The sequence below is a fragment of the Streptomyces sp. WAC05374 genome, from assembly GCF_004353505.1.
In the GTDB taxonomy this organism is placed as follows: domain Bacteria; phylum Actinomycetota; class Actinomycetes; order Streptomycetales; family Streptomycetaceae; genus Streptomyces.
On sequence record NZ_SMNQ01000004.1, the window covers coordinates 376,219 to 398,603 of the forward strand.

20 protein-coding genes are annotated in these 22,385 nt (G+C 73.9%); 8 read left to right on the plus strand and 12 right to left on the minus strand.

Annotated elements, in window-relative coordinates:
- The first annotated feature begins 78 nt into the window (after positions 1–78).
- Positions 79–1,152, plus strand: a complete 1,074-nt coding sequence (locus E2B92_RS12115; protein WP_126884299.1) for a glycoside hydrolase family 5 protein — start codon at positions 79–81, stop codon at positions 1,150–1,152.
- 30 nt (positions 1,153–1,182) lie between these two features.
- Here E2B92_RS12115 and E2B92_RS12120 read toward each other — a convergent pair whose 3' ends face one another.
- The 8 genes from E2B92_RS12120 to E2B92_RS12155 form a co-directional block, all read right to left on the minus strand.
- Positions 1,183–2,580: an amidase gene (locus E2B92_RS12120; protein ID WP_126884300.1), complete on the minus strand. Its 1,398-nt coding sequence runs from the start codon at positions 2,578–2,580 to the stop codon at positions 1,183–1,185.
- A 32-nt stretch (positions 2,581–2,612) separates the two neighbouring features.
- Positions 2,613–4,112 carry an NCS1 family nucleobase:cation symporter-1 gene (locus tag E2B92_RS12125; protein ID WP_126884301.1) on the minus strand — a complete coding sequence of 500 codons (1,500 nt, stop codon included), beginning with the start codon at positions 4,110–4,112 and terminating at the stop codon, positions 2,613–2,615.
- 124 nt (positions 4,113–4,236) lie between these two features.
- The gene (locus tag E2B92_RS12130; protein WP_126884302.1) at positions 4,237–5,238 is read right to left on the minus strand and encodes a TIGR03842 family LLM class F420-dependent oxidoreductase; all 1,002 of its coding nucleotides are present in this window, start codon (positions 5,236–5,238) and stop codon (positions 4,237–4,239) included.
- A gap of 11 nt (positions 5,239–5,249) precedes the next feature.
- Positions 5,250–6,659 (minus strand): dihydropyrimidinase, encoded by a 1,410-nt coding sequence (hydA, locus tag E2B92_RS12135; protein ID WP_126884303.1) that lies wholly within the window; start codon positions 6,657–6,659, stop codon positions 5,250–5,252.
- Positions 6,656–7,975 (minus strand): aspartate aminotransferase family protein, encoded by a 1,320-nt coding sequence (locus E2B92_RS12140; RefSeq protein WP_126884304.1) that lies wholly within the window; start codon positions 7,973–7,975, stop codon positions 6,656–6,658. The genes hydA and E2B92_RS12140 overlap by 4 nt, the downstream gene beginning before the upstream one ends.
- Positions 7,975–8,817 (minus strand): nitrilase-related carbon-nitrogen hydrolase, encoded by an 843-nt coding sequence (locus tag E2B92_RS12145; RefSeq protein WP_126884305.1) that lies wholly within the window; start codon positions 8,815–8,817, stop codon positions 7,975–7,977. The genes E2B92_RS12140 and E2B92_RS12145 overlap by 1 nt, the downstream gene beginning before the upstream one ends.
- 298 nt (positions 8,818–9,115) lie before the next feature.
- Positions 9,116–10,456, minus strand: a complete 1,341-nt coding sequence (locus tag E2B92_RS12150; protein WP_133087508.1) for a hypothetical protein — start codon at positions 10,454–10,456, stop codon at positions 9,116–9,118.
- A gap of 74 nt (positions 10,457–10,530) precedes the next feature.
- Positions 10,531–10,923, minus strand: a complete 393-nt coding sequence (locus E2B92_RS12155) for a PPOX class F420-dependent oxidoreductase (RefSeq protein ID WP_126889472.1) — start codon at positions 10,921–10,923, stop codon at positions 10,531–10,533.
- A 176-nt stretch (positions 10,924–11,099) separates the two neighbouring features.
- Here E2B92_RS12155 and E2B92_RS12160 point away from each other — a divergent pair, with 176 nt between their 5' ends.
- On the plus strand, positions 11,100–11,528 hold the full coding sequence (locus tag E2B92_RS12160) for a cupin domain-containing protein (RefSeq protein WP_126889471.1): 429 nt from the start codon (positions 11,100–11,102) through the stop codon (positions 11,526–11,528).
- Positions 11,529–11,547: 19 nt separating this feature from the next.
- Here E2B92_RS12160 and E2B92_RS12165 read toward each other — a convergent pair whose 3' ends face one another.
- Positions 11,548–11,799 carry a helix-turn-helix domain-containing protein gene (locus E2B92_RS12165; protein ID WP_126889470.1) on the minus strand — a complete coding sequence of 84 codons (252 nt, stop codon included), beginning with the start codon at positions 11,797–11,799 and terminating at the stop codon, positions 11,548–11,550.
- Positions 11,800–11,831: 32 nt separating this feature from the next.
- On the opposite strand from E2B92_RS12165, the gene map reads away from it, so the two are divergent.
- Complete coding sequence (map, locus tag E2B92_RS12170; protein WP_126889469.1) at positions 11,832–12,599, plus strand: type I methionyl aminopeptidase; 768 nt, start codon at positions 11,832–11,834, stop codon at positions 12,597–12,599.
- Positions 12,600–12,749: 150 nt separating this feature from the next.
- On the opposite strand, the gene E2B92_RS12175 is transcribed toward map, so the two are convergent.
- Complete coding sequence (locus E2B92_RS12175) at positions 12,750–13,607, minus strand: GNAT family N-acetyltransferase (RefSeq protein ID WP_200836954.1); 858 nt, start codon at positions 13,605–13,607, stop codon at positions 12,750–12,752.
- Between the two features lie 554 nt (positions 13,608–14,161).
- Here E2B92_RS12175 and E2B92_RS12185 point away from each other — a divergent pair.
- From E2B92_RS12185 to E2B92_RS12195, 3 genes are read left to right on the plus strand one after another with little or no spacing between them, the layout of a single operon-like run.
- Positions 14,162–15,424 carry a uracil-xanthine permease family protein gene (locus E2B92_RS12185; protein WP_443070279.1) on the plus strand — a complete coding sequence of 421 codons (1,263 nt, stop codon included), beginning with the start codon at positions 14,162–14,164 and terminating at the stop codon, positions 15,422–15,424.
- A complete protein-coding gene (locus E2B92_RS12190; RefSeq protein WP_126888163.1) occupies positions 15,421–16,806 on the plus strand; it encodes an amidohydrolase family protein in 1,386 nt (461 codons plus the stop codon). The genes E2B92_RS12185 and E2B92_RS12190 overlap by 4 nt, the downstream gene beginning before the upstream one ends.
- On the plus strand, positions 16,803–17,513 hold the full coding sequence (locus E2B92_RS12195) for a sulfite exporter TauE/SafE family protein (protein WP_126888164.1): 711 nt from the start codon (positions 16,803–16,805) through the stop codon (positions 17,511–17,513). The genes E2B92_RS12190 and E2B92_RS12195 overlap by 4 nt, the downstream gene beginning before the upstream one ends.
- A 14-nt stretch (positions 17,514–17,527) precedes the next feature.
- Here the strand turns inward: E2B92_RS12195 and E2B92_RS12200 are convergent, their stop codons facing one another.
- Positions 17,528–18,583 carry a LacI family DNA-binding transcriptional regulator gene (locus E2B92_RS12200; protein ID WP_126888165.1) on the minus strand — a complete coding sequence of 352 codons (1,056 nt, stop codon included), beginning with the start codon at positions 18,581–18,583 and terminating at the stop codon, positions 17,528–17,530.
- Between the two features lie 134 nt (positions 18,584–18,717).
- On the opposite strand from E2B92_RS12200, the gene E2B92_RS12205 reads away from it, so the two are divergent.
- A complete protein-coding gene (locus E2B92_RS12205; RefSeq protein WP_126888166.1) occupies positions 18,718–19,632 on the plus strand; it encodes a hypothetical protein in 915 nt (304 codons plus the stop codon).
- Between the two features lie 27 nt (positions 19,633–19,659).
- Here the strand turns inward: E2B92_RS12205 and ggt are convergent, their stop codons facing one another.
- Entirely contained in the window at positions 19,660–21,465 is a 1,806-nt protein-coding gene (ggt, locus tag E2B92_RS12210; protein WP_185923716.1) for a gamma-glutamyltransferase, read from the minus strand.
- Between the two features lie 104 nt (positions 21,466–21,569).
- Between ggt and E2B92_RS12215 the strand changes: the two genes are divergently transcribed.
- Positions 21,570–22,337, plus strand: a complete 768-nt coding sequence (locus tag E2B92_RS12215; protein ID WP_126888168.1) for a hypothetical protein — start codon at positions 21,570–21,572, stop codon at positions 22,335–22,337.
- Positions 22,338–22,385: the final 48 nt, after the last annotated feature.

Consider the following 22,385-nt stretch of genomic DNA (forward strand, 5'->3'; position numbering starts at 1 on the left):
TGTCGTAGCGGGGTACAAGGGTCAGTGGGGACGCCCGGTGCGCGGCCGGGCGGCCGACCCACCCCCACAGGAGCGCGCATGAACCCCCGAGCCCTCTCGGCGGCCGTTCTCGCCGTGGCCGCCCTGCTGGCGGCACTGCTCGTGTCCGCCCCGGGCGGTACGACCCCCGCCGCCGCGCCCACCGCCCCGGACGGGTTCCGCGTCAGCGACAGCGGCCGCCTCGTCGAGTCCGACGACAGCGACTTCGTCATGCGGGGCGTCAACCTGGCCCACGCCTGGTACCCGGGCCGGACGGGTGCGTCCATGGCGGACGTCAAGTCGCTGGGCGCCAACACGGTACGGGTGGTGCTCGGGACGGGTGACCGGTGGACGCGCAGCGATGCGGCCGATGTCGCGGCCGTCGTGGAGCGGTGCCGGGCGAACCGGCTCATCTGCGTGCTGGACGTCCACGACACCACCGGGTACGGGGAGGAGAGCGGCGCCGTCCCGCTCTCCCGCGCGGTGGACTACTGGATCGGGGTCAGGAGCGCGCTGACGGGCCAGGAGCGGTACGTCATCATCAACGTCGCCAACGAGCCGTACGGCAGGACCGGCGCGAGCGGCTGGACCGCCGACACCAAGGCCGCCGTCCAGAAGCTGCGCGCGGCCGGGTTCACCCACACCCTGATGGTGGACGCGCCGGACTGGGGCCAGGATTGGACCTTCACCATGCGGGACAACGCGGCGTCCGTCCTGGCGGCCGACCCGGAGCGCAACACCGTCTTCTCCGTCCACATGTACGGCGTCTTCGACACGGCCGCCGAGGTGAGGGCCTATCTGAGCCATTTCGTCGCGGCCCGGCTCCCGGTGGTCGTGGGCGAGTTCGGCCACGAGCACACCGACGGCGACCCCGACGAGGAGGCCGTGCTGGCCACCGCCGAGGATCTGGGCGTGGGCTACCTGGGCTGGTCGTGGAGCGGCAACACCGACGGCGTCGAGTACCTCGACATGGCCGCCGGCTTCGACCCGGCCGCGCTGACCACGTGGGGCCGGCGCATCTTCCACGGCGCGAACGGCATCGCGGCCACCGCGAAGGAGGCGTCCGTCTACGCGGACACCGGTGCGGGCGCCGCGGACCGGCCGCCGCCCGCCGCGTCGCGCCCCCTGCCGTGAACGGGCCGCCCCGCCGAGGCGCGCGCGTGCTCAGCGACCGGCGGCCGGAGGCGTCCGCTCGTACCACTTGCGGTCGGCCTCGAGCTGGGCGGCCAGGGAGATCAGCCGCTCCTCGCTGCCCGCCGGCCCCAGGAGCTGGGCACCGGCCGGCAGGCCGTCCGGGGTGAACCCGGCGGGGACGTTGACGCCCGGCCAGCCCAGGACGTTCCAGGGCCAGGCGTAGGGGCAGGCGGCGGCCATGGTGAGGTCGGTGCGCCAGGCGGGGAGGGCGTCGAAGGCGCCGATCCGGGGCGGGGGCGCCGCCGTCGTGGGGGCGAGGAGGACGTCGTACGTGGCGAACAGGGCGCCGATCCGGCGGTGCTGGTGGGCCTCGCGGGCCCGGGCGGCCCGCAGCAGGCGGCCCCCGAGGCGGCGGCCGGTGCGGGTCGCGCTGCGGGTGCGGGGGTCCAGCAGGGAGGGGTCGGGGTGCCGGTCGGCGTAGGCGGCGATCCCGGCGGTGGCGCGGGGCAGGAAGCTCAGGCCGATGAGGCCGTAGCGGGGGCGGGCCTCCTCGACCGTGTGCCCGAGGCGGGCCAGGGCCTCGGCCAGCTCGGTGACGGCCCGGCGTATACCGGGGTGCAGCGGGTTGTGCGTGGCGGTGAACGGGGAGCGCCAGGCCAGGGCGATGCGCAGTCGGCCCGGCTCGCGGCGGGCGGCGGCCGAGGCGTCGATGGGCGCGGGGCCCTGCGACTCGGACCGGTGCGGTCCGGCGGCCGCGTCGAGGAGGAGGGCCGCGTCGGCGACCGTGCGGGCGAGCGGGCCGTTGACCGTGAGCCCCTCGAAGCAGTCGGTGTACGGGTGGACGGAGACCCGGCCGCGCTGCGGCTTGATGCCGACCAGGTGGGTCCAGGCGGCGGGGATGCGGATGGAGCCCGCGCCGTCGGAGCCGAGGGCGGCGGGCACGAGCCCGGCGGCGACGGCGGCGGCCGAGCCGCCGGAGGAGCCGCCCGGGGTGTGGCCGTGGTTCCAGGGGTTGCGGGTGGCGCCGAAGGCGGGGCCCTCGGTGAACGGCCACTGGCCCAGCTCGCAGGAGTTGGTCTTGCCGACGACGACGGCCCCGGCGGCACGCAGCCGGCGCACAGCCTCGCCGTCCGACGCGGCGGGCGGTATGTCGCCGGCGCAGCCGAAGCGGGTGGGCAGCCCCGCCACGTCGGTGTCGTCCTTGACGGCGACCGGCACGCCCAGGAGGGGCAGCGTCTCCCCCGCCGCGATGCGCCGGTCGGCGTCCTCGGCCTCCGCGAGGGCGGCTTCGGCGCGGACGCAGCGGAAGGCGTTCAGCGTGCTCTGGGTGGCCTCGATCCGTTCGAGCGAGTCGAGCACGAGGGAGGCCGAGGTGACCTGACCCGCCGTCAGGGCAGCGCGCATGGACGTGATTCCGTCGAAGGACATGGCAGGCAGGCTACTGGAGAGTAAGTACGCTGTCAGGGGGTTGTCCGCCGCACCTTCGGCACCATCAGCACCACGTACAGCAGCAGTGACGCCGCCAGCCCGACCGCCCACCCGTAGTCCGCGAGCGGCCTCAGCGGCGGGATGAGCCCGTCCCGCGGGAAGGGGCCCTTGCCCGGCGCCGAGTGCGACCCGCCCACCGCCAGCACGCCCCCGACGACGAACGCCGCCACCGCCGCCGGGTTCCAGCCGCCCGCGTACCAGTAGCGGCCGCCGCGCCGGTACAGGTCGGGGAGGTCCAGGACGGTGCGGCGCACGTGCCAGTAGTCGGCGATCAGGATGCCCGCCACCGTCCCCAGCATGCCGCCCACCAGCCCCAGCCAGGTGAAGATGTACAGCTCGGGCGTCTCGGTCAGCTTCCACGGCATGATCAGCACCCCGACCACCCCCGTGATCAGCGCGCCCGTACGGAAGTCGATCAGCCTGGGGGCGAGGTTGGCCAGGTCGTACGCGGGCGAGACGACGTTCGCCGCGATGTTCACCGAGATGGTGGCGACCAGCACGGTCACCAGCGCGAACAGCAGCCCGAAGACGCTGTCCGTGCGGGAGGCGAGCGCCACCGGGTCCCAGACGGCCGCCCCGTACACCACCTGCGAGCCGGAGGTGACGAGGACGGACAGCAGCGCGAACAGCGTCATGGTCGTGGGCAGTCCGAGGGCCTGTCCGCGCACCTGGGCGCGCTGTCCGGCGCCGAAGCGGGTGAAGTCCGGGATGTTCAGGGACAGGGTCGCCCAGAAGGCGATCATGCCCATGAGGGAGGGGAAGAAGACCGGCCAGAAGTCCGCTCCCCAGCCGAGCGCCGACGGCTGGTCCAGCAGCGGGCCGAACCCGCCGGCCTTCACCGTGATCCACACCAGCAGCACCAGCGCGCCGACGATGACGAAGGGCGCCGCCCAGTTCTCGAACCGGCGCAGCGCCTCCATGCCCCGCAGGATGATGGCGAGTTCGAGCGCCCAGAAGAGCAGGAAGCACAGCCAGAGCGTCCACGGCTGGCCGCCGATCCGCGCCGCCTCCGCCCAGCCGTCGCCGCCGACGAGCTTGCCGACCAGCACGAAGACGCCCTGACCGCCGATCCACGTCTGGATGCCGAACCAGGCGCACGCCACCCCGGCCCGGATCAGCGCCGGCAGGTTGGCACCGCGCAGCCCGAACGACGCCCGGGCCAGGACCGGGAAGGGAATGCCGTACTTGGGGCCGGCGTGGCCGGTGAGCAGCATCGGTACGAGGACGATGACGTTGGCCAGCGCGATGGTGAGAACGGCCTGCTTCCAGTCCATGCCCAGGGCCACCAGCCCCGAGGCGAGCATCCACGACGGGATGTTGTGGGCCATGCCGACCCAGAGGGCCGCGAAGTTGTACGTGGTCCAGCGGCGCCGCTCCACCGGCACGGGCAGCAGGTCCTCGTTCACGAACGGGCTGTCGGCGGGGATGTCGTGGGAGGCGAGGCCGACGCGTATCGGAGCGGTTTCGGTCATGACGGCGGAACCCTTCGCTCGGGGACGGAACGAGGCCGTGCGGGGCGTGGGGGGGGGTTCGTGTCCGGTGCGCGTCCAGGCGGTCGGCGCGGGGATGATCTCGGAGCCGTACGCGTCTACGCGTCTACGCGGTCAGCGCGGGGATGATCTCGGAGCCGTACGCGTCGATCGTCGCCTCCTTGGCGTCGTGCATGTCGTACACCGCGAACTGGTCGACGCCCAGGGCCCGGAGCGCCTTGAGCCTGGCGATGTGGGCGGCCGGCGGGCCCAGCAGGCAGAAGCGGTCGACGATCTCGTCGGGGACGAAGTCGGTGGAGGGGTTCCCGGCGCGGCCGTGGTGGCTGTAGTCGTAGCCCTGCCGGGCCTTGATGTAGTCGGTGAGGGCCTCGGGCACCAGCCCGGAGTGCTCGCCGTACCGGCCCACCAGGTCCGCCACGTGGTTGCCGACCATGCCGCCGAACCAGCGGCACTGGTCGCGGGCGTGCTCCAGGTCGTCGCCGACGTACGCGGGGGCGGCGACGCAGATGGTGAGGGAGGCCGGGTCGCGGCCGGCCTCCTCGGCCGCCTTGCGCACCGCCTTGATCATCCACTCGGTGAGGAACGGGTCGGCGAGCTGGAGGATGAAGCCGTCGGCCTTCTGTCCGGCCAGGGCGAGGGCCTTCGGGCCGTACGCGGCCATCCAGACGGGGAGCCGGCCCTCCTTCACCCAGGGGATGCGGACCGGGTTGCCGTCGACGAGCGCCTCGCGGCCCTCGGCGAGGTCGCGGATGACCTCGATGGCCTCGCCGAGCCGGGCCAGCGTGTTGGGCTTGCGGCCCGCGACGCGCATCGCGGAGTCGCCGCGCCCGATGCCGCACACGGTGCGGTTGCCGTACATGTCGTTGAGGGTGGCGAAGGTGGAGGCGGTGACCTCCCACGTCCGGGTCCCCGGGTTGGTGACCATCGGACCGACGATCAGTCTGCTCGTGTGTTCCAGGATGCGGCTGTAGATGACGAACGGCTCCTGCCACAGCACGGCGGAGTCGAAGGTCCAGCCGTAGCGGAAGCCGTTGCGTTCCGCGCGCCGCATCAGGCCGACGACGGCGGAGCCGGGAGGGTCGGTCTGGAGAACGAGTCCGAAGTCCACTTCGTCGCCTCCTAGTCGAGGTACTGGCAGGTGGAGCGGGGGGTGTAGATGCCGTGACCGGGCCGGCCGGTGTAGGTGCGCCGGTCGATGACGACATGGCCGCGCGAGAGGACGGTCTCCACCTGCCCGGTGACGGTCTTCCCCTCGTAGGCGGAGTAGTCCACGTTCATGTGGTGGGTGGCGGCGGAGATGGTCTGCTCGGTGTGCGGGTCGTAGATGACCACGTCGGCGTCGGAGCCGGGCGCCAGGGTGCCCTTCTTCGGGTAGAGGCCGAACATGCGGGCCGGGGTCGCGCAGGCGATCTCGATCCAGCGGCGGCGGCTGATGTGGCCGTCGAGGACGGCCTGGTGGAGGAGGTCCATGCGGTTCTCCACCCCGGGCAGGCCGTTGGGGATCTTGGAGAAGTCGCCCCGGCCCAGCTCCTTCTGACCGGTGAAGCAGAAGGGGCAGTGGTCGGTGGAGACGACCTGGAGGTCGTTGGTGCGCAGGCCCCGCCACAGCGCCGCCTGGTGCTCGCGCGGTCGCAGCGGCGTGCTGCACACGTACTTGGCGCCCTCGAAGCCGGGCTCGGCCAGGTTGTCGGTGGACAGGAAGAGGTACTGGGGGCAGGTCTCGCCGAAGACGTCGAGGCCCTTGTCCCGGGCGGCGGCGATCTCGGCGACGGCCTCCTCGGCGGAGACGTGCACCACGTACAGCGGGGCGCCGCCGGCGACCCGCGCGAGCTGGATGGCGCGGTGGGTGGCCTCCGCCTCCAGCAGGACCTTGCGGACCTCTCCGTGGTACCGGGGGTCGGTCTCGCCCCGGGCGAGGGCCTGTTCGACGAGGACGTCGATCGCGATGCCGTTCTCCGCGTGCATCATGACCAGTCCGCCGTTGACGGACGCGCGCTGCATGGCGCGCAGGATGCGCCCGTCGTCGCTGTAGAAGACGCCGGGGTAGGCCATGAAGAGCTTGAAGGACGTGACGCCCTCCTCCACGAGCAGGTCCATCTCCTTCAGGGAGGACTCGTCGACGTCGGAGAGGATCATGTGGAAGCCGTAGTCGATGGCGCACTTGCCGTCGGCCTTGGCGTGCCAGGCGTCCAGCCCGTCGCGGAGCGCGTGGCCGATGGACTGGACGGCGAAGTCCACGATGGTGGTCGTGCCGCCCCACGCGGCGGCGCGGGTGCCGGTCTCGAAGTCGTCGGAGGCGAAGGTCCCGCCGAAGGGCAGTTCCATGTGGGTGTGGGCGTCGACGCCGCCCGGGATGACGTACTTGCCGGTGGCGTCGATGACCCGCTCGGCGGTCCACGACGCGGAGACGGTGGAGCCGTGGGCGGCGAGTGCGGCGATGCGGCCGTCCTCGATCAGTATGTCCGCGTGGGTCTCGTCGGTGGCGGTGATGACGAGACCGCCCCGGACGAGGGTGCGGGTGGTGCTCATGGGTGGGTCGCCCCCTTCGGCTGGATGGAGCGCAGGGCCCGGTCGAGGATCGCCGCGCCCTCCTCGGCCTCGGCGACGGTCAGGGAGAGGGGCGGGGCGATGCGCAGGGCGCTGGTGTTGTGGCCGCCGCCCTTGCCGAGGAGCAGGCCGCCCTCGCGGGCCGCTTCGAGGACGGCGGCGGCCGCCTCCGGGTTGGCCTCGTCCGAACCGGGTTTCACCAGTTCCATGCCGACCATCAGGCCGCGGCCGCGCACCTCGCGCACGAGGTCGCTGCTCGCCCCGATGGCGCGCAGCCGCTCCAACAGGAGGCCCCCGACGCGCCGGGCGTTGCCCTGGAGGTCGTGTTCGAGGAGGTAGGAGAGGTTGGCGAGGCCGGCGGCCATGGTGATGGGCGAGCCGCCGAACGTGGAGATGGAGTTGGCGGTCAGGCAGTTCATGACCTCGGCGCGGGCGACGACGCCGCCGATGGACATGCCGTTGCCGATGCCCTTGGCGAAGGTGAGGATGTCGGGCGGGCCGCTCGCGGCGTGCGCCTGCCAGCCCCAGAAGTGCTCGCCGGTGCGTCCCCAGCCGGTCTGCACCTCGTCGCTGATCCAGAGGATGCCGCGCGGGGCGAGGACGTCACGGAAGGCGGCGTACAGCCCGTCGGGCGGCGAGGTGAAGCCGCCGACGCCCTGGATCGGCTCGGCGATCAGCGCGGCGACGTCACCGGTGTGCCCGAGCAGGTCCTCGAGGTCGGCGACGCACGCCTCGATGAACCCGGCGTCGGTCAGGTGCGCGTACGGGCCGCGGCCCCGGACGCCTCCGTGCACGTACAGCGTCTGCAGCGGGGAGAGGGTGGTCGGCGACCAGGAGCGGTTGCCGGTGACCGAGACGGCCGAGAACGACCGGCCGTGGTAGCTGTTGCGCATCGCCAGGATCTGGTTGGTGCGGCGGTGCGCGGTGGCCAGCAGCAGGGCGGTGTCGTTCGCCTCCGTGCCCGAGGTGGTGAAGAAGACCCGGGCGTCGGGGATGCCGGAGAGGTGCGCGATGCGCTCGGCGAGCTCCACCATGGGGCGGTTGAGGTAGAGGGTGGAGGAGTGGATGATCCGCCCGGCCTGTTCGCTGATCGCCTTGGTGACCTCGGGGAGGGCGTGGGCGGTCATGGTGGTGAGGATGCCGCCGAAGAAGTCGAGGTACCGCTTGCCGCCTGCGTCCCAGACGTACCGCCCCTCGCCGTGGGTGATCTCGATCGGGTCCCGGTAGTAGAGGGAGACCCAGTCGGGGATGACGGCCTTGTGGCGTGCGTACAGGTCGGTGGTGTGGAGGTCGGCCATCAGGGCTTCACCAGCCCTTCGTACGCGTCGGGGCGCCGGTCGCGGTAGAACGCCCAGGTCTGCCGTACGTCGTCGATCAGCCGGAAGTCGAGGTCCCGGACGAGCAGTTCCTCCTCCTTGTCGGAGGCGGGGTCGCCGACGAACTGGCCGCGCGGGTCGACGAAGTAGCTGGTGCCGTAGAAGTCGTTGTCCCCGTACTCCTCGCGGCCGACGCGGTTGATGGCGGCGACGAAGTACTCGTTGGCGACGGCGGCGGCGGGCTGCTCGAGCTGCCAGAGGTGGGAGGACAGGCCCCGGTGGGTGGCGGAGGGGTTGTAGACGAGCTGGGCGCCGTTCAGACCGAGTTGGCGCCATCCCTCCGGGAAGTGGCGGTCGTAGCAGATGTAGACGCCGACGCGGCCCACGGCGGTGTCGAACACCGGCCAGCCGAGGTTGCCGGGCCGGAAGTAGAACTTCTCCCAGAAGCCCCTGACCTGCGGGATGTGGTGCTTGCGGTACTTGCCGAGGTAGGTGCCGTCGGCGTCGATCACGGCGGCGGTGTTGTAGTAGAAGCCCGGGGTGTCGATCTCGAAGACCGGGACGACGATCACCATGCCGGTCTCGCGGGCGAGGTCCCGCATGCGCCGGACGGTCGGGCCGTCGGGTACCGACTCGGCCCAGCGGTAGTGCTCCGGCTCCTGGACCTGGCAGAAGTACGGAGCGTTGAAGACCTCTTGGAAACCGATGACCTTGGCGCCCTGCCGGGCCGCCTCCCGGGCGTGCTCCTCATGCTTGGCGATCATGGATTCGGTGTCGCCCGTCCAGGTCGCCTGGACGAGGGCGGCGCGCACGATGTGGGACATGAGCTGCTCCTTCGGCACGGCGTCAGAGAGCCTCTACGCACGTAGACCAGGTGCGTAGAAAGCGAACGTAAGCCTCGTCACACCCCTGGGCAAGACCGCCGCCGTCAACCGTCGGAGTCGATCATGTTTCGTACCCGACTGGTCCACAGGCGCAAGCTTCCGGGCCGACTCGGACGGTCACGCACGGGGTGGCGTGTGGGGCGGTCACGCGCGCGGTGGGCGGGGGCTTCACGGGGTGGTCAGGTACGCGGCGGGCGGGGAGCCTCGTGATCGGTTGTGCCGTCGGCGGGCGGGGGCCTCATGGCGCGGTCAGGCCGGCGACGCGCAGGGCGTGCACGAGGTCCCGCTCGTGCGACGGCGAGGTGGCGGCCGCCTCCCGGGCGGCTGCCAGCAGGTGCGGCACCAGACGGTGGGGGGCGTACGCGGCGAGGCGGGCGGCGTCCTCGGCGGTACGGCTCCGGACGAACGCGGCGATCAGCACCCGGGCCTCCTCGGTGCGGCCGCTCTCGTCGAGCGCCAGCACGGCGGCCGCCGTCTCGGCCGTGGGCCGGGCCACGCCCTGGTGCAGCAGTTGCCGGGCGTCCAGGTCCCTGCCGTCGGCGCTCAGCGCCCCGACGAGGTCGACGAGCCGCTCGGGCGGGAGCGCTGCGGCGGCCTCCCACAGGAGGGTGGCCCAGTCGGGGCCCAGCCCGGCCCGGTCGAGTGCCGCGGCGAGTTCGGGCAGCCGGGCGGCGGGCCAGGTGGCGGCCTCGCAGAGCAGGGCGTGCGCCTCACCGCTCCGGCCTTCGGCCCGGAGGCGCAGCAGCGCGGTGACGGTGTCGTGGGGCGTGGGGGTGGCGGGGGTGGGGTGATCGGCGTGGTGGGGGGTGGTGTGGGGCGTGGGGTGATCGGTGGGGTGCGGGGTTTCGTGGGCTGCGGCGCCGCCTCCGAAGCGGGCGCCGCGCGGGGCGGGGGCGGTCGCGGGCAGGTCGGGCACGGGCTCGGGAGCGGGGACGGGGTCGGGGGCGTCCGTGCCCGCGTCGTCCTCGTCGTCGAGCCAGGCGTACCGGGCGCCCCGGGGGCGTCGGCGGGCGGGCCGGGCCGGAGCGGGGGCGGGCGGGGGCGGGGGCGGCGCGGGCGGTTCGGGGAGGGCCGCCAGGCGGGCGCCCAGCTCTTCGACCCGCGCCGTCGCCCTCGCATGGTCGTCGCGCACCCAGGCAAGGTCGTGGGCCAGGCGGTCCGCCTCCGGCGACCCCTCCGGCACCGTCGCCAGCAGGGCGACCAGCTCCTGGCCGCGCCGGGCGGCGCCGGCCTGTTCGCGCTCCATCAGGGCCAGCCTCCGGTGCAGGGCCGCCCGCCCGCCGGGGCGCCGGTCGTACGCGGCGACCGCGGCGGCGTGCAGTTCCCGGACGCGTACCGTCTCGGCAGGTACCGTTCCCGCGCCGGCCGTCCGTTCCCGGGCCGCCGCGAGGTCCTGGAGCAGCGCCTCGACGACGTCCCAGGGCGGCACCTCCGTGCCGTCGAGGCAGGCCCGCATGCCGTCGGGGTCGCGCTGCCGGAAGACGCCGTACCATCCGGCACCCTCGTCCAGCTCCGCGACCAGCCCGCCGAGGCGGCGCGCGAACGCCGCAACCTCCTCCGGGAGGTGATGCACCGTCATGTACGCCCCTGCCCCACAGCCGACGGGAATCCTCCGGTCCGGAGGCATTCGACCGCAGCCGTGTTACGGCCGGGCTACGGGAGCTTTTCGGGCGCGAACTTCACGGCGATGCCCACGTGCGGCCGCTTCCCCAGCCGCACCAGCGCCGCCGGCAGGTCGACCAGCCAGAACTGCACGCCGTACTTGCGGGACAGCAGCTTCCGTACGCCCTTGAGGTCGTCCAGCAGCCGCGCCGTGCCCTCGGCGCGGGCGGCACCCTCCGCGACCCGGCCCCGCACGTCGCACGCGGTGACGACGACCCGGCTGTCCCGGCGCAGCCGCTTCACCTTCCAGGAGTCGGCGCGCGTCCAGACGTACATCTCGTCGCCGTCGACGGCGTACCAGACCGGTGTGGCGACCCCCGTGCCGTCCTTGCGGAACGTGGTCAGGCTGACATAGCGGCCGTGCCGCAACCCTTCAGGTATCACGGCCGCGACCCTACGCCCCCGACCCGGTCCCGCGCGCCCCCAGGCCCCGAACGCGCGTATTGCCGTAACGGCAACAGCGGTTGGCGCGCCGGGGCGCGTGTCGCAGCCTGGTTCCCGTCGCACCGGGGAGGAACCGGGCCGACGAGACCGGGCCGACGAGAAACGGGAGGGCAACGATGACCGCGTACGAGAACTCCGGGACCGCTCGGGGCACGGATGGGGGCACACCGCCGAACGACCGGGTCCACCACGTCCGGTCCGGCGACCAGGACGGCCACGCCGCCATCAGCGGCGGCACGACCGGCTCGAGCAGGCTCTGGATGGGCCTGGTGGAGAACCCCCCGTCGAGCAGGACGGACAACCACCACCACGGTGATTCGGAGGCCGGGATCTACGTGGTGAGCGGGCACCCGGTGTTCGTGTACCACGACGGCACCCAGGAGGTGCGGCTCGCCGGCGGGCCGGGGGACTTCTTCCTCGTCCCCCCGTTCGTCCCGCACCGCGAGGAGAACCCCGACCCGGACGAGCCCGTGGTCGTCGTGATCGCCCGCACCACCCGGGAGCCGGTCAAGGTCTCGGTGCCGGAGCTGTACCGGCGCTCCTGAGACCTCCGCGGACCTCCGCTCAGGAGGGCACCGGCGCGCACCGGGTGACGAGGTCGTCCATCGACAGGCCGAGCACCCCGGCCAGCGCGGCGACCGTGAAGAAGGCGGGGGTCGGGGCGCGGCCGGTCTCGATCTTGCGGAGCGTCTCCGCCGAGAGCCCGGCCGCCGCCGCGATCTCGACCATGCTGCGCGGGCCGCGCGCCTCGCGCAGCAACCGCCCCAGGCGCTCGCCGCGTTCGCGCTCTTCGGGGGTGAGGGGGGTTCGGACCATGACCCCACACTAATACCGGTATAGTAATTGGCATGGTGGAGATCAAGACCGACGCCTCCCTGGAGGCCATGCGCGCCTCCGGCCGGGTCGTCGCGGAGGCGCTGGCCGCGGTACGGGCGGCCGCGGCGCCCGGTGTCACGCTGACCGCACTGGACCGGACCGCACGCGAGGTGCTGCGCGGGGCGGGCGCCGGGTCGCCCTTCCTCGGCTACCGCCCGGAGTGGGCGCCGGTGCCGTTCCCGGCGGTGATCTGCACGTCGGTGAACGACGCCGTCGTGCACGGCATACCGGACGGCTACCGGCTGCGGGACGGCGACCTGGTGAGCGTCGACTGCGGCGCGGTCCTGGACGGCTGGGCCGGCGACGCGGCGATCAGCTTCACGGTGGGGCGGGCCCGCCCGGCGGACACGCGGCTGATCGGCACGGCGTACGAGGCGCTGGACGCGGGCATCGCCGCGGCGGTCGTCGGGAACCGTGTCGGGGACATCGCGCACGCGATCGGCCGCGTCTGCCGTGCCGCCGGGTACGGCATCCCGGACGGGTTCGGCGGCCATGGGATCGGCCGCCGGATGCACGAGGACCCGGGCGTGCCCAACGAGGGGCGCCCGGGGCGGGGAATGCCGCTGCGGCACGGCATGGTGCTGGCCATCGAGCCGATGCTGGTGGCCGGTGGCGGCGACGACCACGTCACGGCCGAGGACGGCTGGACGGTCCGCACCGGGGACGGCAGCCGCGCGGCGCACGTGGAGCACACGGTCGCCATCACGGAGGACGGGCCGCGCGTGCTGACGGCACGGTAGCGGTGACGGGCCGCACGTGCTGGCGGCACGGTAGCGCGGACGGCCCGCATGTGCGGGCGGCACGGTAGCGGTGACGGGCCGCACGTGCGGGCGGCGCCGGCAGCGCGGACGGCCCGTGCGCCCCGACGGCACGGCGACCGCCGGCGCCGGTCAGTACAGGATGGACGGCAGGTACGCGCCGGCGGGCTCGCTGTAGAGGCCGATCGTCATCAGGCTCATGAGCTGCCGCACCTTGAGCCCGTTGCCGAGGCACCACTGCAACAGGGCGCTGTCGCGCGCCGGTACGAGGATGCCGGGGCCGCCGAAGGAGGGTGCCGCGGCGATGAGCGCCCGGACGTCGTCGGTGCTCTCGCCGACCGCGTGGGCGAAGAAGGACAGGTCCGTCGCGTATCCGGTGATCCGCCCGTCGTGCTCGGTCACCCGGGCGGTGCCCGCCTTGAGCGCGTCGGCGAGCTCCCCGCCGCGGTCCGCCCCGTGGACCCGCCGGCACAGGTCGTTGCAGGCCGCCAGGTCCGCGTCCGTGGCCGCCCGCACCTCGCGGCCGGGCACCGCCCCGCCGATGGGCGGGCCCTGGAGGCAGGCGACCGTCTCGCGGAACTCGAAGCCGAGCCCGGCGTAGAGCGCGAACGACCGGCAGTGGTACCCGCTCTGCAACAGCCGGATGCCGGGCGCCCCGCGCTCGGCCGTCCGCCGCATGACGTCCAGCATGAGCCGGCGTCCGATGCCCCCGTTCTGTACGGCCGGGTCGACGGTGATCGGTCCGACGCCGGCGACGGGTGACCGCTCGTCCAGGCAGTTGCTGCCCACGATCCGCCCGTCCTGCTCGGCCACGACGACGTAGAAGCCCGGGTGGTCCAGCACCATCCGGAACATCTGCGCGGCCGGTTCGGCACCGGGCATGTCCGACGCATACCCGTGTGCGCGGGCGATGCCGTCGAACGCCTCGAAACAGATCCTGCCGCACTCCTGGGCGTCGTCCGGCCTTCCTGGGCGCAGTACGAGAACCACGGTCGCCTCTCCTTCCGGCCAACGGGCCGCTCGGGCCTCCCTTTCCATCAAACGTGGCCCCCATGCCCCCGGCAATCGGGCCGCCCGTTCGCGGGACCGGAGCCGTACCGATCCCTTGACGCGCCCCGCCCGCCCTCACATACTGGCGGCCAAATCGATTTGGCCCCTGCGATTCCGCCCCCGTCTCGGGTGGAGCGCGGCCAAAACCGGAGCGAGCCGAACGGAGCTCGAACGTGTCCAGTCCCCGCCCCACGCCCCGCGTCCCCTCCCCACCGGGGTCCGCCGACCACGCCGCCCCGGCGTCCGCCCCCCGCTCCCCCGAAGCCCCCGAAGCCCCCGAAGCCCCCGAAGCCCCCGACGCCCTGGAATCCCCCGACACCCCCGCCCAACCCCCGGGCCCGCCGTCCACCGGCGACCGCTCCACGTCCACCGGCGACCGCCCCCCGTCCGCCGGGGACCGTTCCACGTCCACCGGGGACGCGGCGCCCCATCCCGTGGACGAGTCCCGGCCGCTCGGGCGCATCCTGCTCTTCGGGCTCCAGCACGTGCTGGTCATGGCCGCCACACCCATCTCGGCGATCTTCCTGATGAGCGCCACGCTCCGGCTCGACCCGGGGCTGACGGTCGACCTGCTCTCGGCCGCGTTCGTCCTGTCCGGGATCGGCTCCCTGATCCAGTCGTTCGGGCCGTGGAAGTTCGGGCCGAAGCTGCCGTTCGTCATGCTGCCGGGGGGCGCGCCGCTCATCCTGTTCCTGGCCATCGCCGAGCAGCACGGGCTGCCCACCGCCACCGGGGCGGTGATCCTCACCGCCGCGTTCTACTTCGTGGTCCTGCCGGTGTTCTCCCGGCTTCTGGCGTTCTTCCCCGCCCTGGTCATCGGCACGATGATCGTGATCGTCGGCGTCAACCTGGTGAAGGTCGGGGCCGTGCTCGTCACCGGCCGCCCCGGTACGCCCGGGTTCGCCGACCCCGTCAACCTGCTCCTCGGCATGGCGACGATCGGTTTCACCGTCGCGTTCTACTGGCTGTTCACCGGTGTGCTGCGCCAGCTCGCCGTGATGCTCGGCCTGATCGCCGGTACGGTCCTCGCCTTCCTCCTCGGCGGCGTCGACTTCGGCACGGCCACCGAGGGCGGACTGCTGAACCTGCCCCGTGCCCTGCCGTTCGGGTCACCCGAGTTCAACCTGCTCGCCGCCCTGCCCCTGATGCTGTACAGCCTCGCCTCCATGGCGGAGGCGACCGGCCAGACGGTGATCAACGCGGAGGCGGTGGGCAAGGAGATCGACAAGAAGGCCGACGTGCCGAAGACCATCCGGGGCGACGCGGTCACCTCCCTCTTCGGTGGCTTCTTCGGCCTGCCGCTGATGGTGACCAGCGGCGAGAACATCGGCATCGTCCGCGTGACCGGCGTACGCAGCCGGTACGTCACCGCCGCCGCCGGGGCCGTCCTGATCGTCATCGGCTTCCTGGCCCCCGTCACCCGGGCGATCAGCGTCATCCCGTCGGCCGTCGTGGGCGGCACGGCCATGGTCGTCTTCGCCGTCATCACGGTGCTCGGCGTGCAGATGCTCGGGCGGGCCGGCGAGCTGGACCGGCACACCAACACCTTCATCTGCGCCGTCGCCCTCGCCCTGGGGCTGCTGCCGATCCTGATCCCCGGTGTCTACGGCGGCTTCCCGCCCAACGCCCGCATCCTCCTGGAGAGCGGCGTCGCCGTCGGCGCCGTCACGGCCGCCGTCCTGAACGTCCTCTTCCACCACGTCCGTCTCCCCCGCCCCCGTACCCACACCCGTACCCGTACCGAAAGCGACCGATGAACGAGCTCACCCCCGACCGTCTGCGCGCCGGCGGCAACGGACTCCTGCTGGCCCCCGACGCGGTGCTCACGCCCGACGGGCTGAAGGACCACTACGCGGCCGTCGTCGCCGGTGACACCTTCCGCGCGGTCGGACCGGCCGGGCAACTGGCGCGGGAGCACCCGGGCCTCACGCCCGTCCGGCTGCCCGGGCACGTCCTGATGCCGGGCTTCGTCGACGCCCACCACCACCTCACGCAGAGCTTCGGCGCCGCGCTCGCCTTCGGGGAGCCGTCGGAGATCTTCCGCCGGGTGTGGGTGCCGCTCGAGGGCGCCCTGGACGAGGAGGCGGTGTACGTGGCGGCGAAGCTGGCCGCCCTCGAGTCGCTGCGCGGCGGGTTCACCACGGTCGCCGAGGCGGGCACCCGCGCCTCCGTGGACGTGGAGCTGGTGGCCGCCGCCGCGCGGGACGCCGGCGTCCGGTGCGTCCTCGGCCTGGTCTGCAACGACGTGGACGGGGACACCGGCACGGTCCTGGCGAACGCCGAGAAGCACCTCGCCCGGTACGGCACCGAGGAGCTGATCCACCCGTCCCTCGCCGTCTCCGTCCCGGAGGCCGCGACCGCCCGCACCCTGCGCCACACCGCCCGCCTGGCGGCCGAAGCGGGCGCGGTCGTCCAGATCCACGTCAACGAGCACCTCGCCGCCGTGGAACGCTCCCTGGTGGAACACGGGCTGCGGCCCCTGGAGTACCTGCACGAAGTGGGCGCTCTCGGGCCGCAGTTGCTGGCCGCGCACGCCACGCTGGTCACGCCCCGGGAGGTGAGCCTGCTGGCCGGCAGCGGTGCCGCCGTCAGCTACAACCCGGTGGCCAGTGCTTGGAAGGGCAACGCCGTCGCCCCGGCGACGACCATGGCCGAGCGCGGCATCCGGTTCGGGCTGGGGACGGACGGCACGCGGGGTGACGGGTTCCGGCTGGCCGACGCCGCCGAGTTCGCGCAGCGCCTTGCGTACGGGCTCGCCACCGGCGACTCCTCGTGCGGCGCCGGCTGGACCTGGCTGGACCGGGCCGCCCGGGGCGGTGCCGACGCGGTCGGGCTCGGCCGCCGTACCGGGCGGATCGTGGCGGGCGCCGCCGCGGACTTCCTGCTCGTCGACGTGTCGGCGCCGGAGACTGCGCTGTCCTGGGACCTGCCCTGGGAGCTGGTGCGGCGCGGCAACCGCGATCAGATCAGCGCCGTGTTCGTGGCCGGCCGGCTGCGGCTGTGGCGCGGGTGGCCGACCGGCTGGGACGGTCCCGCGCTGGTGCGCCGGGCGGGCGAACTGGCCCGGGAGGTGGTGCTCCGGGCGCCGGTGACCCGGGTCCACCCCACGTCGGGCGACGCCTGGGCGGCCTGCTCGTGAGTGCGGAGACGGTGGCCGTCCTCGCCGTCACGGTCGCCCTCGCGGCGTTCGTGCAGGGCGCGAGCGGTCTGGGCTTCGCCCTGATCGTCGCGCCCGTGGCGGGGCTGCTGGACGCGGGCCTGGTGCCCGTGTTCGTCCTGGCGTCGATGGTCCCGCTCAACCTGTACGTCGCCTGGCGCGAGCGGGCCGCGCTGGACCTGCGGGGCGCCGGGTGGATCACCGCGGCGCGCCTGGCGGCCACCCCGGGCGGCCTGGTGCTGCTGTGGGTGATCCCCGACCGGCGGCTGGGGCTGTTCGTGGGCGTGGCGACCGTGCTGGCGGCGGTGGTGAGCCTCGCGGCACCCGCGTTCATCCCCGGACGGGGGGCGTACGTGGGCGCGGGGGTGGTCACCGGGCTGACGGAGACGGCGACGGGGGTGGGCGGCCCGCCGCTGGCGCTGGTGTACCAGCACCGGCCGCCGGCGGAGCTGCGGGCCACGGTCGCCGTGTGCTTCCTCGTCGGCGAAGTGGCCTCGCTGGCCCTGCTGTTCGCCACCGGCCGGGGCAGCGCGGCCCAGCTCGGCTGGGCGGTCGCGCTGCTGCCGGCCCTGGCCGCCGGGGCGTGGCTGAGCCGGCTGGTGCACCAGCGGCTCGACGCGCGCCGGATGCGGTTGTTCGTGCTGGTCTTCGCGCTCGTCTCGGGTACGGGGCTGATGCTCGGGCTGTGACGGGCCCGGTGGGCTCACATCTGGGCCGTGTCCCGGTGCGAGGCGGCCCGCAGCGACGAGGCGCGGGGGACGACGCGCGGTTCGGGCGCCGTGGCCGTCGCCGCCGGGACGTCGCCGCGCAGTTGGGCGAGGAGCAGTTCGACGGCGTCGCCGGCGGCCCGGTCCAGGTGCAGGTCCACGGCGGTGAGCGGCGGCTCGCAGGTCCGGGCGCGCAGCCCGTCGTACCGGGTCACGACCAGGATGTCGTCGGGGATGCGCCGCCCGCTGTCGTGGATCGCCCGGACGGCGCCGACCGCGAAGGCGTCGACGAGCGCGCAGACGGCGTCGGTGTCGGGGTGCTCGGCGAGCAGGGCGGCGCAGGCGTCGTACCCGGCCTGTTCGCCGCCCTGTTCGGGCGCCGTGGCGACGACCGGTGGCCGGCCGTCCTCGGCGGCGGCCCGCAGGTATGCGGCGCGGGCGTCGACGGCGGAGTGCCGGGAGCCCGCGCCGATGAGCAGCGCCGGGCGCCGGGCGCCCTGTTCGCGCAGGTGGGCGAGGAGCAGGTCGACGACCTGGCCGCCGCGCAGGTCGACGTACGGGGCGTCGTCCCCCTCCGCCGTGGGGCGCCCGAGCGCCACGTACGGCAGGCCCCGTTCGCGCAGTTGCGCCACGGCCATGTCGTCCCGGTCGGGTTCGACGACGATGGCGCCGTCGATGTCCACCGAGTACAGCGCCGTCCCGTCCTGCACGGGCGGTACGAGCACGAGGGCGTACCCGTGCAGCAGCGCCCGCTCGGCGGCAGCGGCGGCGACCTCCATGTAGAACCCGAGCCGGGACGGCCCGCCGGCCACCGCGAAGGGCATGGAGGAGGCCAGCGCGATGGCTTTCGCCTCCCCGCGCCGCAGCCGCTGCGCCCGCAGGTTGGGCCGGTAGCCGAGCTCGGCGGCGACCTGCTTGATGCGCTCGCGCGTCCGGGGGTCGACCTTGCCGATCCCGTTCAGGGCGTGCGACACCGTCGTCCGTGACACCGACGCGGCGCGGGCCACGTCGGCGATCGTGGGCGGCCGTGCTCCGGAACCGGAAGTGGCCATCTGCGTGGACGCTCCTCGCTGCTCGTACTGCCGCCGTGTTGCTGACAGCCTCAATCTTCGCCGACCGGTCCGGGCGTCCGGAAGGCGCACCCGCCCCGGCCGGGCCGTCCGCCCCGTGCGAGGATCCCGTGCCTGTGAACAGACGTGTGAACGAGCGGGGACCGTGGCCGGTGCGGTGGAGTGAGCGGCCGCCCGTGGCCCCGCACGCCGTGTGGAGCACCAGGCCGATCCTCGTCTCGACGCTGGCCGTGCTGCTGATGGCTCCGTCGGCCATCGAGATCGCGGGCTTCGTGGAGATGGCCCACGAGTCTCCGATGCGCGCTGACGGCCCGGGCATGTCCTTGCCGGCCCTTCCCTTCCTGTTCTGCGGCGGGGGGCCGGTGGCGCTGGCCTGCACGGTGTTCGCGGTCCTGCCGGCGTTGTCGGCCGCGCGGTGGGCGGGGCGCAGGTACACCGGCCGGCACGCCTGGTGGTGGGTGCCGGTGGTGGCCGGGTGCGGGGCGGCCGTGGTGGCGCCGTGGCCCGCGGTGGCCGGAGGCGGCCCGGCGGTCTGGTGGTGGACGTGGCTGGGCGGGACGGTGGCGCTGTCGGCGGTGGCGTTGCTGACGCGCTGGGCCCTCACCCGTGAGCGTCCGTACCGGACCGTCGTCGGGGCCGGTGCCCTGTCGGCCGCCGGCGTGGTCGCCCTGGGCGCCCTGGTGTACGGCACCGGGCTGGTGGACGAGTACGCCCCGCCCCGGGTGCGGGGCTCGGACCTGGCCGGTACGTGGAGCGACGGCCGGGGCGGCACCCTGCGGCTGGGGGCGGACGGCCGCGCGGTCGCCGTGGGCACCTGGGGCGACCGTGCCGGGGAGCCGGAGGGCCGGTGCGCGGGCTCCGGCACCTGGCGCTTCACGCCGGACGACAGCACCTGGCTCCAGGCTGTCGACATCGCCGTCGGCGACTGCTGGCCCGGCCGCTGGACCCTGGGCGGGACGGCCGCCGACCCGAAGCTGAACTACGAGTACGGCGACCCTGATTCACCCGACTGGTACGTACTGACCCGGTGAACCGGCCGCGCGGCCGTGACCGGCGCCCTACGGCCGCCCGGCCGGGTGGACGACCATGGCGGAGCCACCGCCGCGGCGGGTCTTCTCGGCGGCGGCGAGCCAGCGGCCGTCCGGGAGGCGCTGGACGCCGGTCGCGGCGCCGATCTCGGGGTTCTGGCGGAAGGCGTGGCCCAGGGCCTCCAGCTCGGTGCGCAACGGGCTGTTGTAGAGGGCCGGTTCGAGCTCCGTGGTGGTCTGGTTGCGCTGGCTGGCGCGCGGGGCGGCGATCGCCTCGACGAGCGGGAGGTCGCGGTCCACGACGCCGGTCAGGGTCTGGAGCACGGTCGTGATGATGGTCGCGCCGCCCGGGGAGCCGAGGGCGAGCACCGGGCGGGCGCGGTCGTCCAGGACGATGGTGGGCGACATGGAGGAGCGGGGACGCTTGCCGGGGCCGGGCAGGTTCGGGTCGTGGACGGCCGGGTTGGCGGGGGCGAAGGAGAAGTCGGTCAGCTCGTTGTTGAGCAGGAAGCCCCGTCCGGGCACGGTGATGCCGCTGCCGCCCGTCGATTCGATGGTCAGCGTGTACGCGACGACGTTGCCCCACTTGTCGGACGCCGTGAGGTGGGTGGTGTTCTCCCCCTCGTACGTCGTCGGCGCCGCCGTCCCGCCACTGGCGCACGGCCGCGGCCGGCGCGGGTCGCCCGGGGCGAGCGGGCTGGTGAGCACCGCGTCGTCGCGGATCAGGCAGGCGCGCGAGTCGGCGAACCGCTGCGACAGCAGGCCCTTGACGGGTACGTCCTCGAAGGCCGGGTCGCCGACCCAGCGCCCCCGGTCGGCGAAGGCGATGCGGCTCGCCTCGATGAACCGGTGCAGGTACCGGGCCTTCGGCAGGGACGACAGGTCGGTGCGCTCCAGGATGTTGAGGGCCTCGCCGACGGTGGTGCCGCCCGACGACGAGGGTGCCATGCCGTAGACGTCCAGGCCCCGGTACGACATCTTCGTGGGCCGCTGCCGCTTCGTCTCGTAGCGGGCCAGGTCGCGTTCCGTCAGGTCCCCGGCGCGTACGTTGCGGGTGGCGCCCTCCCGGACGGGCGGGTCCTGCACCGTACGGACGATGTCGCGGGCCAGTTCGCCCCGGTACAGGGCCCCGGCGCCCTGGCGGCCGAGCTTCTCGTACGTGCGGGCGAGGTCGGGGTTGGTGATGACCGACCCGACGACGGGCAGCCGCCCGCCGGGCAGGAACAGCTCCGTGGAGGCCGGGAAGTCCCGGAACCGGGCTTCGTTGGCGGCGGTCTGCGCGCGGAAGGTTGCGTCGACGGTGAAGCCGTCCCGTGCGAGGCGCTCGGCCGGCTTCAGCAGGTCCCGCAGCGACTTGCTGCCCCAGGCGCCGAGCGCGGCCTCCCAGGTGGCGGGCGTGCCGGGGGTGCCGACGCTCAGCCCGCTGGTCATGGCCTCCTCGAAGGGCAGGGGCTTGCCGTCCTCGCCGAGGAACAGCGACGCGTCCGCCGACATCGGCGCCGTCTCGCGGCCGTCGATGGTGTGGACCTTGCGGGTCCTGGCGTCGTAGTAGACGAAGTAGCCACCGCCGCCGATGCCCGCCGAGTACGGCTCGGTGACGCCGAGCGCCGCGGCCGTGGCGACCGCCGCGTCCACGGCGTTGCCGCCCCGCCGCAGCACCTCGATCCCGGCGGCGGAGGCGTCGGCGTCCACGCTCGCGACGGCGCCGCCGTACCCCACCGCCACCGGTTCCTTGACGGGCGTCGTACGTTCCGTGGGCGGCGCGGCGGCGCCGACGGAGAGGACCGTGGCGGCGACAGCGGCGAGCGAGACGTTACGTACGTGGGACCGACGCATCCGTACCTCCAGTCAACGACCGTCCGCGCAGCCTAACTTCGCGGGCAGCCCCCCGCCAGGACCGCCTCTGGCCACGTTTCGCTCCCCCGCTACCATGCGCGCCCATGTATGAAGACCTGCTCAACATCGTGCTCGGTGTCATCGCCACCGGAGTCAGCGCGTCGCTCGGCTGGCTGGCCCGCACCGCCCTGTGGCGCCGCGGGCTCCGCCGCAAGCAGGCGTTCTTCGGGCTGCCGGGGAACGCCGAATGCGTGCTGGTGGTCAACCGCGACGCGGGCAGCGACGGCGCGGTGCGCCGCTACGACGTCTTCGCGCTCCTCGAACTGGCGGCCCTCATCAAGGACTGCGGCTCGCACGCGCGGATCGTGCCGCACGACGCCACCCAGCAGGGCTTCGGCGAGCGAACCGAGTTCTGCCTCGGTGGACCGTATTCCAACCGGCGGACGGCCGCGCATCTGGCCACCCTGCTGCCGGGCGTCGACGTCAACGTGGACGTGGAGCCGGGCCCCGACCGCGGCGCGTTCACGATCGGCGCCGAGCGCTACCGGGAGGACGGGGGATCGTCCGAGTACGTCATACTCGCCAGGCTCACCGCCGGTGAGGGCGCGCGGCCCGTGTTCCTCTTCTGCGGCCAGCGCGCGATCACCAACCAGGCGGCCACCCGCTACCTGGTCCGGCACCACGAGAAGCTGGCCCGGAAGTACGGGACCGACGGCTCGTTCGTGCTGCTGCTGAAGGTGGTGAACTCGCAGGCGTACGGCCCCGACGTCGTGGAGCTGGTCGCGGACGTGACCCGGGCCGCACTGTCACCGGCGCCACAGGCCGAGGCGCGGACCGATCCGGCACAGCCGGAAATTTCCGGCGCCCCCTAGGCAACCCGCACCCTCCGACGCCCCTCTCACCTGGGGACGAAAGAACGC

Excerpts from the sequence above, each read along its gene's own strand:
- E2B92_RS12150 (WP_133087508.1), bottom strand. The coding sequence starts at position 10,456 with ATGACGGTGCATCACCTCCCGGAGGAGGTTGCGGCGTTCGCGCGCCGC.
- E2B92_RS12140 (WP_126884304.1), bottom strand. The coding sequence starts at position 7,975 with ATGGCCGACCTCCACACCACCGACCTGTACGCACGCCACAAGGCCGTC.
- ggt (WP_185923716.1), bottom strand. The coding sequence starts at position 21,465 with ATGCGTCGGTCCCACGTACGTAACGTCTCGCTCGCCGCTGTCGCCGCC.
- E2B92_RS12145 (WP_126884305.1), bottom strand. The coding sequence starts at position 8,817 with ATGTCCCACATCGTGCGCGCCGCCCTCGTCCAGGCGACCTGGACGGGC.
- E2B92_RS12125 (WP_126884301.1), bottom strand. The coding sequence starts at position 4,112 with ATGACCGAAACCGCTCCGATACGCGTCGGCCTCGCCTCCCACGACATC.
- E2B92_RS12215 (WP_126888168.1), top strand. The coding sequence starts at position 21,570 with ATGTATGAAGACCTGCTCAACATCGTGCTCGGTGTCATCGCCACCGGA.
- E2B92_RS12200 (WP_126888165.1), bottom strand. The coding sequence starts at position 18,583 with ATGGCCACTTCCGGTTCCGGAGCACGGCCGCCCACGATCGCCGACGTG.
- hydA (WP_126884303.1), bottom strand. The coding sequence starts at position 6,659 with ATGAGCACCACCCGCACCCTCGTCCGGGGCGGTCTCGTCATCACCGCC.
- E2B92_RS12160 (WP_126889471.1), top strand. The coding sequence starts at position 11,100 with ATGACCGCGTACGAGAACTCCGGGACCGCTCGGGGCACGGATGGGGGC.
- E2B92_RS12120 (WP_126884300.1), bottom strand. The coding sequence starts at position 2,580 with ATGTCCTTCGACGGAATCACGTCCATGCGCGCTGCCCTGACGGCGGGT.
- map (WP_126889469.1), top strand. The coding sequence starts at position 11,832 with ATGGTGGAGATCAAGACCGACGCCTCCCTGGAGGCCATGCGCGCCTCC.
- E2B92_RS12165 (WP_126889470.1), bottom strand. The coding sequence starts at position 11,799 with ATGGTCCGAACCCCCCTCACCCCCGAAGAGCGCGAACGCGGCGAGCGC.
- E2B92_RS12185 (WP_443070279.1), top strand. The coding sequence starts at position 14,162 with ATGGCCGCCACACCCATCTCGGCGATCTTCCTGATGAGCGCCACGCTC.
- E2B92_RS12115 (WP_126884299.1), top strand. The coding sequence starts at position 79 with ATGAACCCCCGAGCCCTCTCGGCGGCCGTTCTCGCCGTGGCCGCCCTG.
- E2B92_RS12190 (WP_126888163.1), top strand. The coding sequence starts at position 15,421 with ATGAACGAGCTCACCCCCGACCGTCTGCGCGCCGGCGGCAACGGACTC.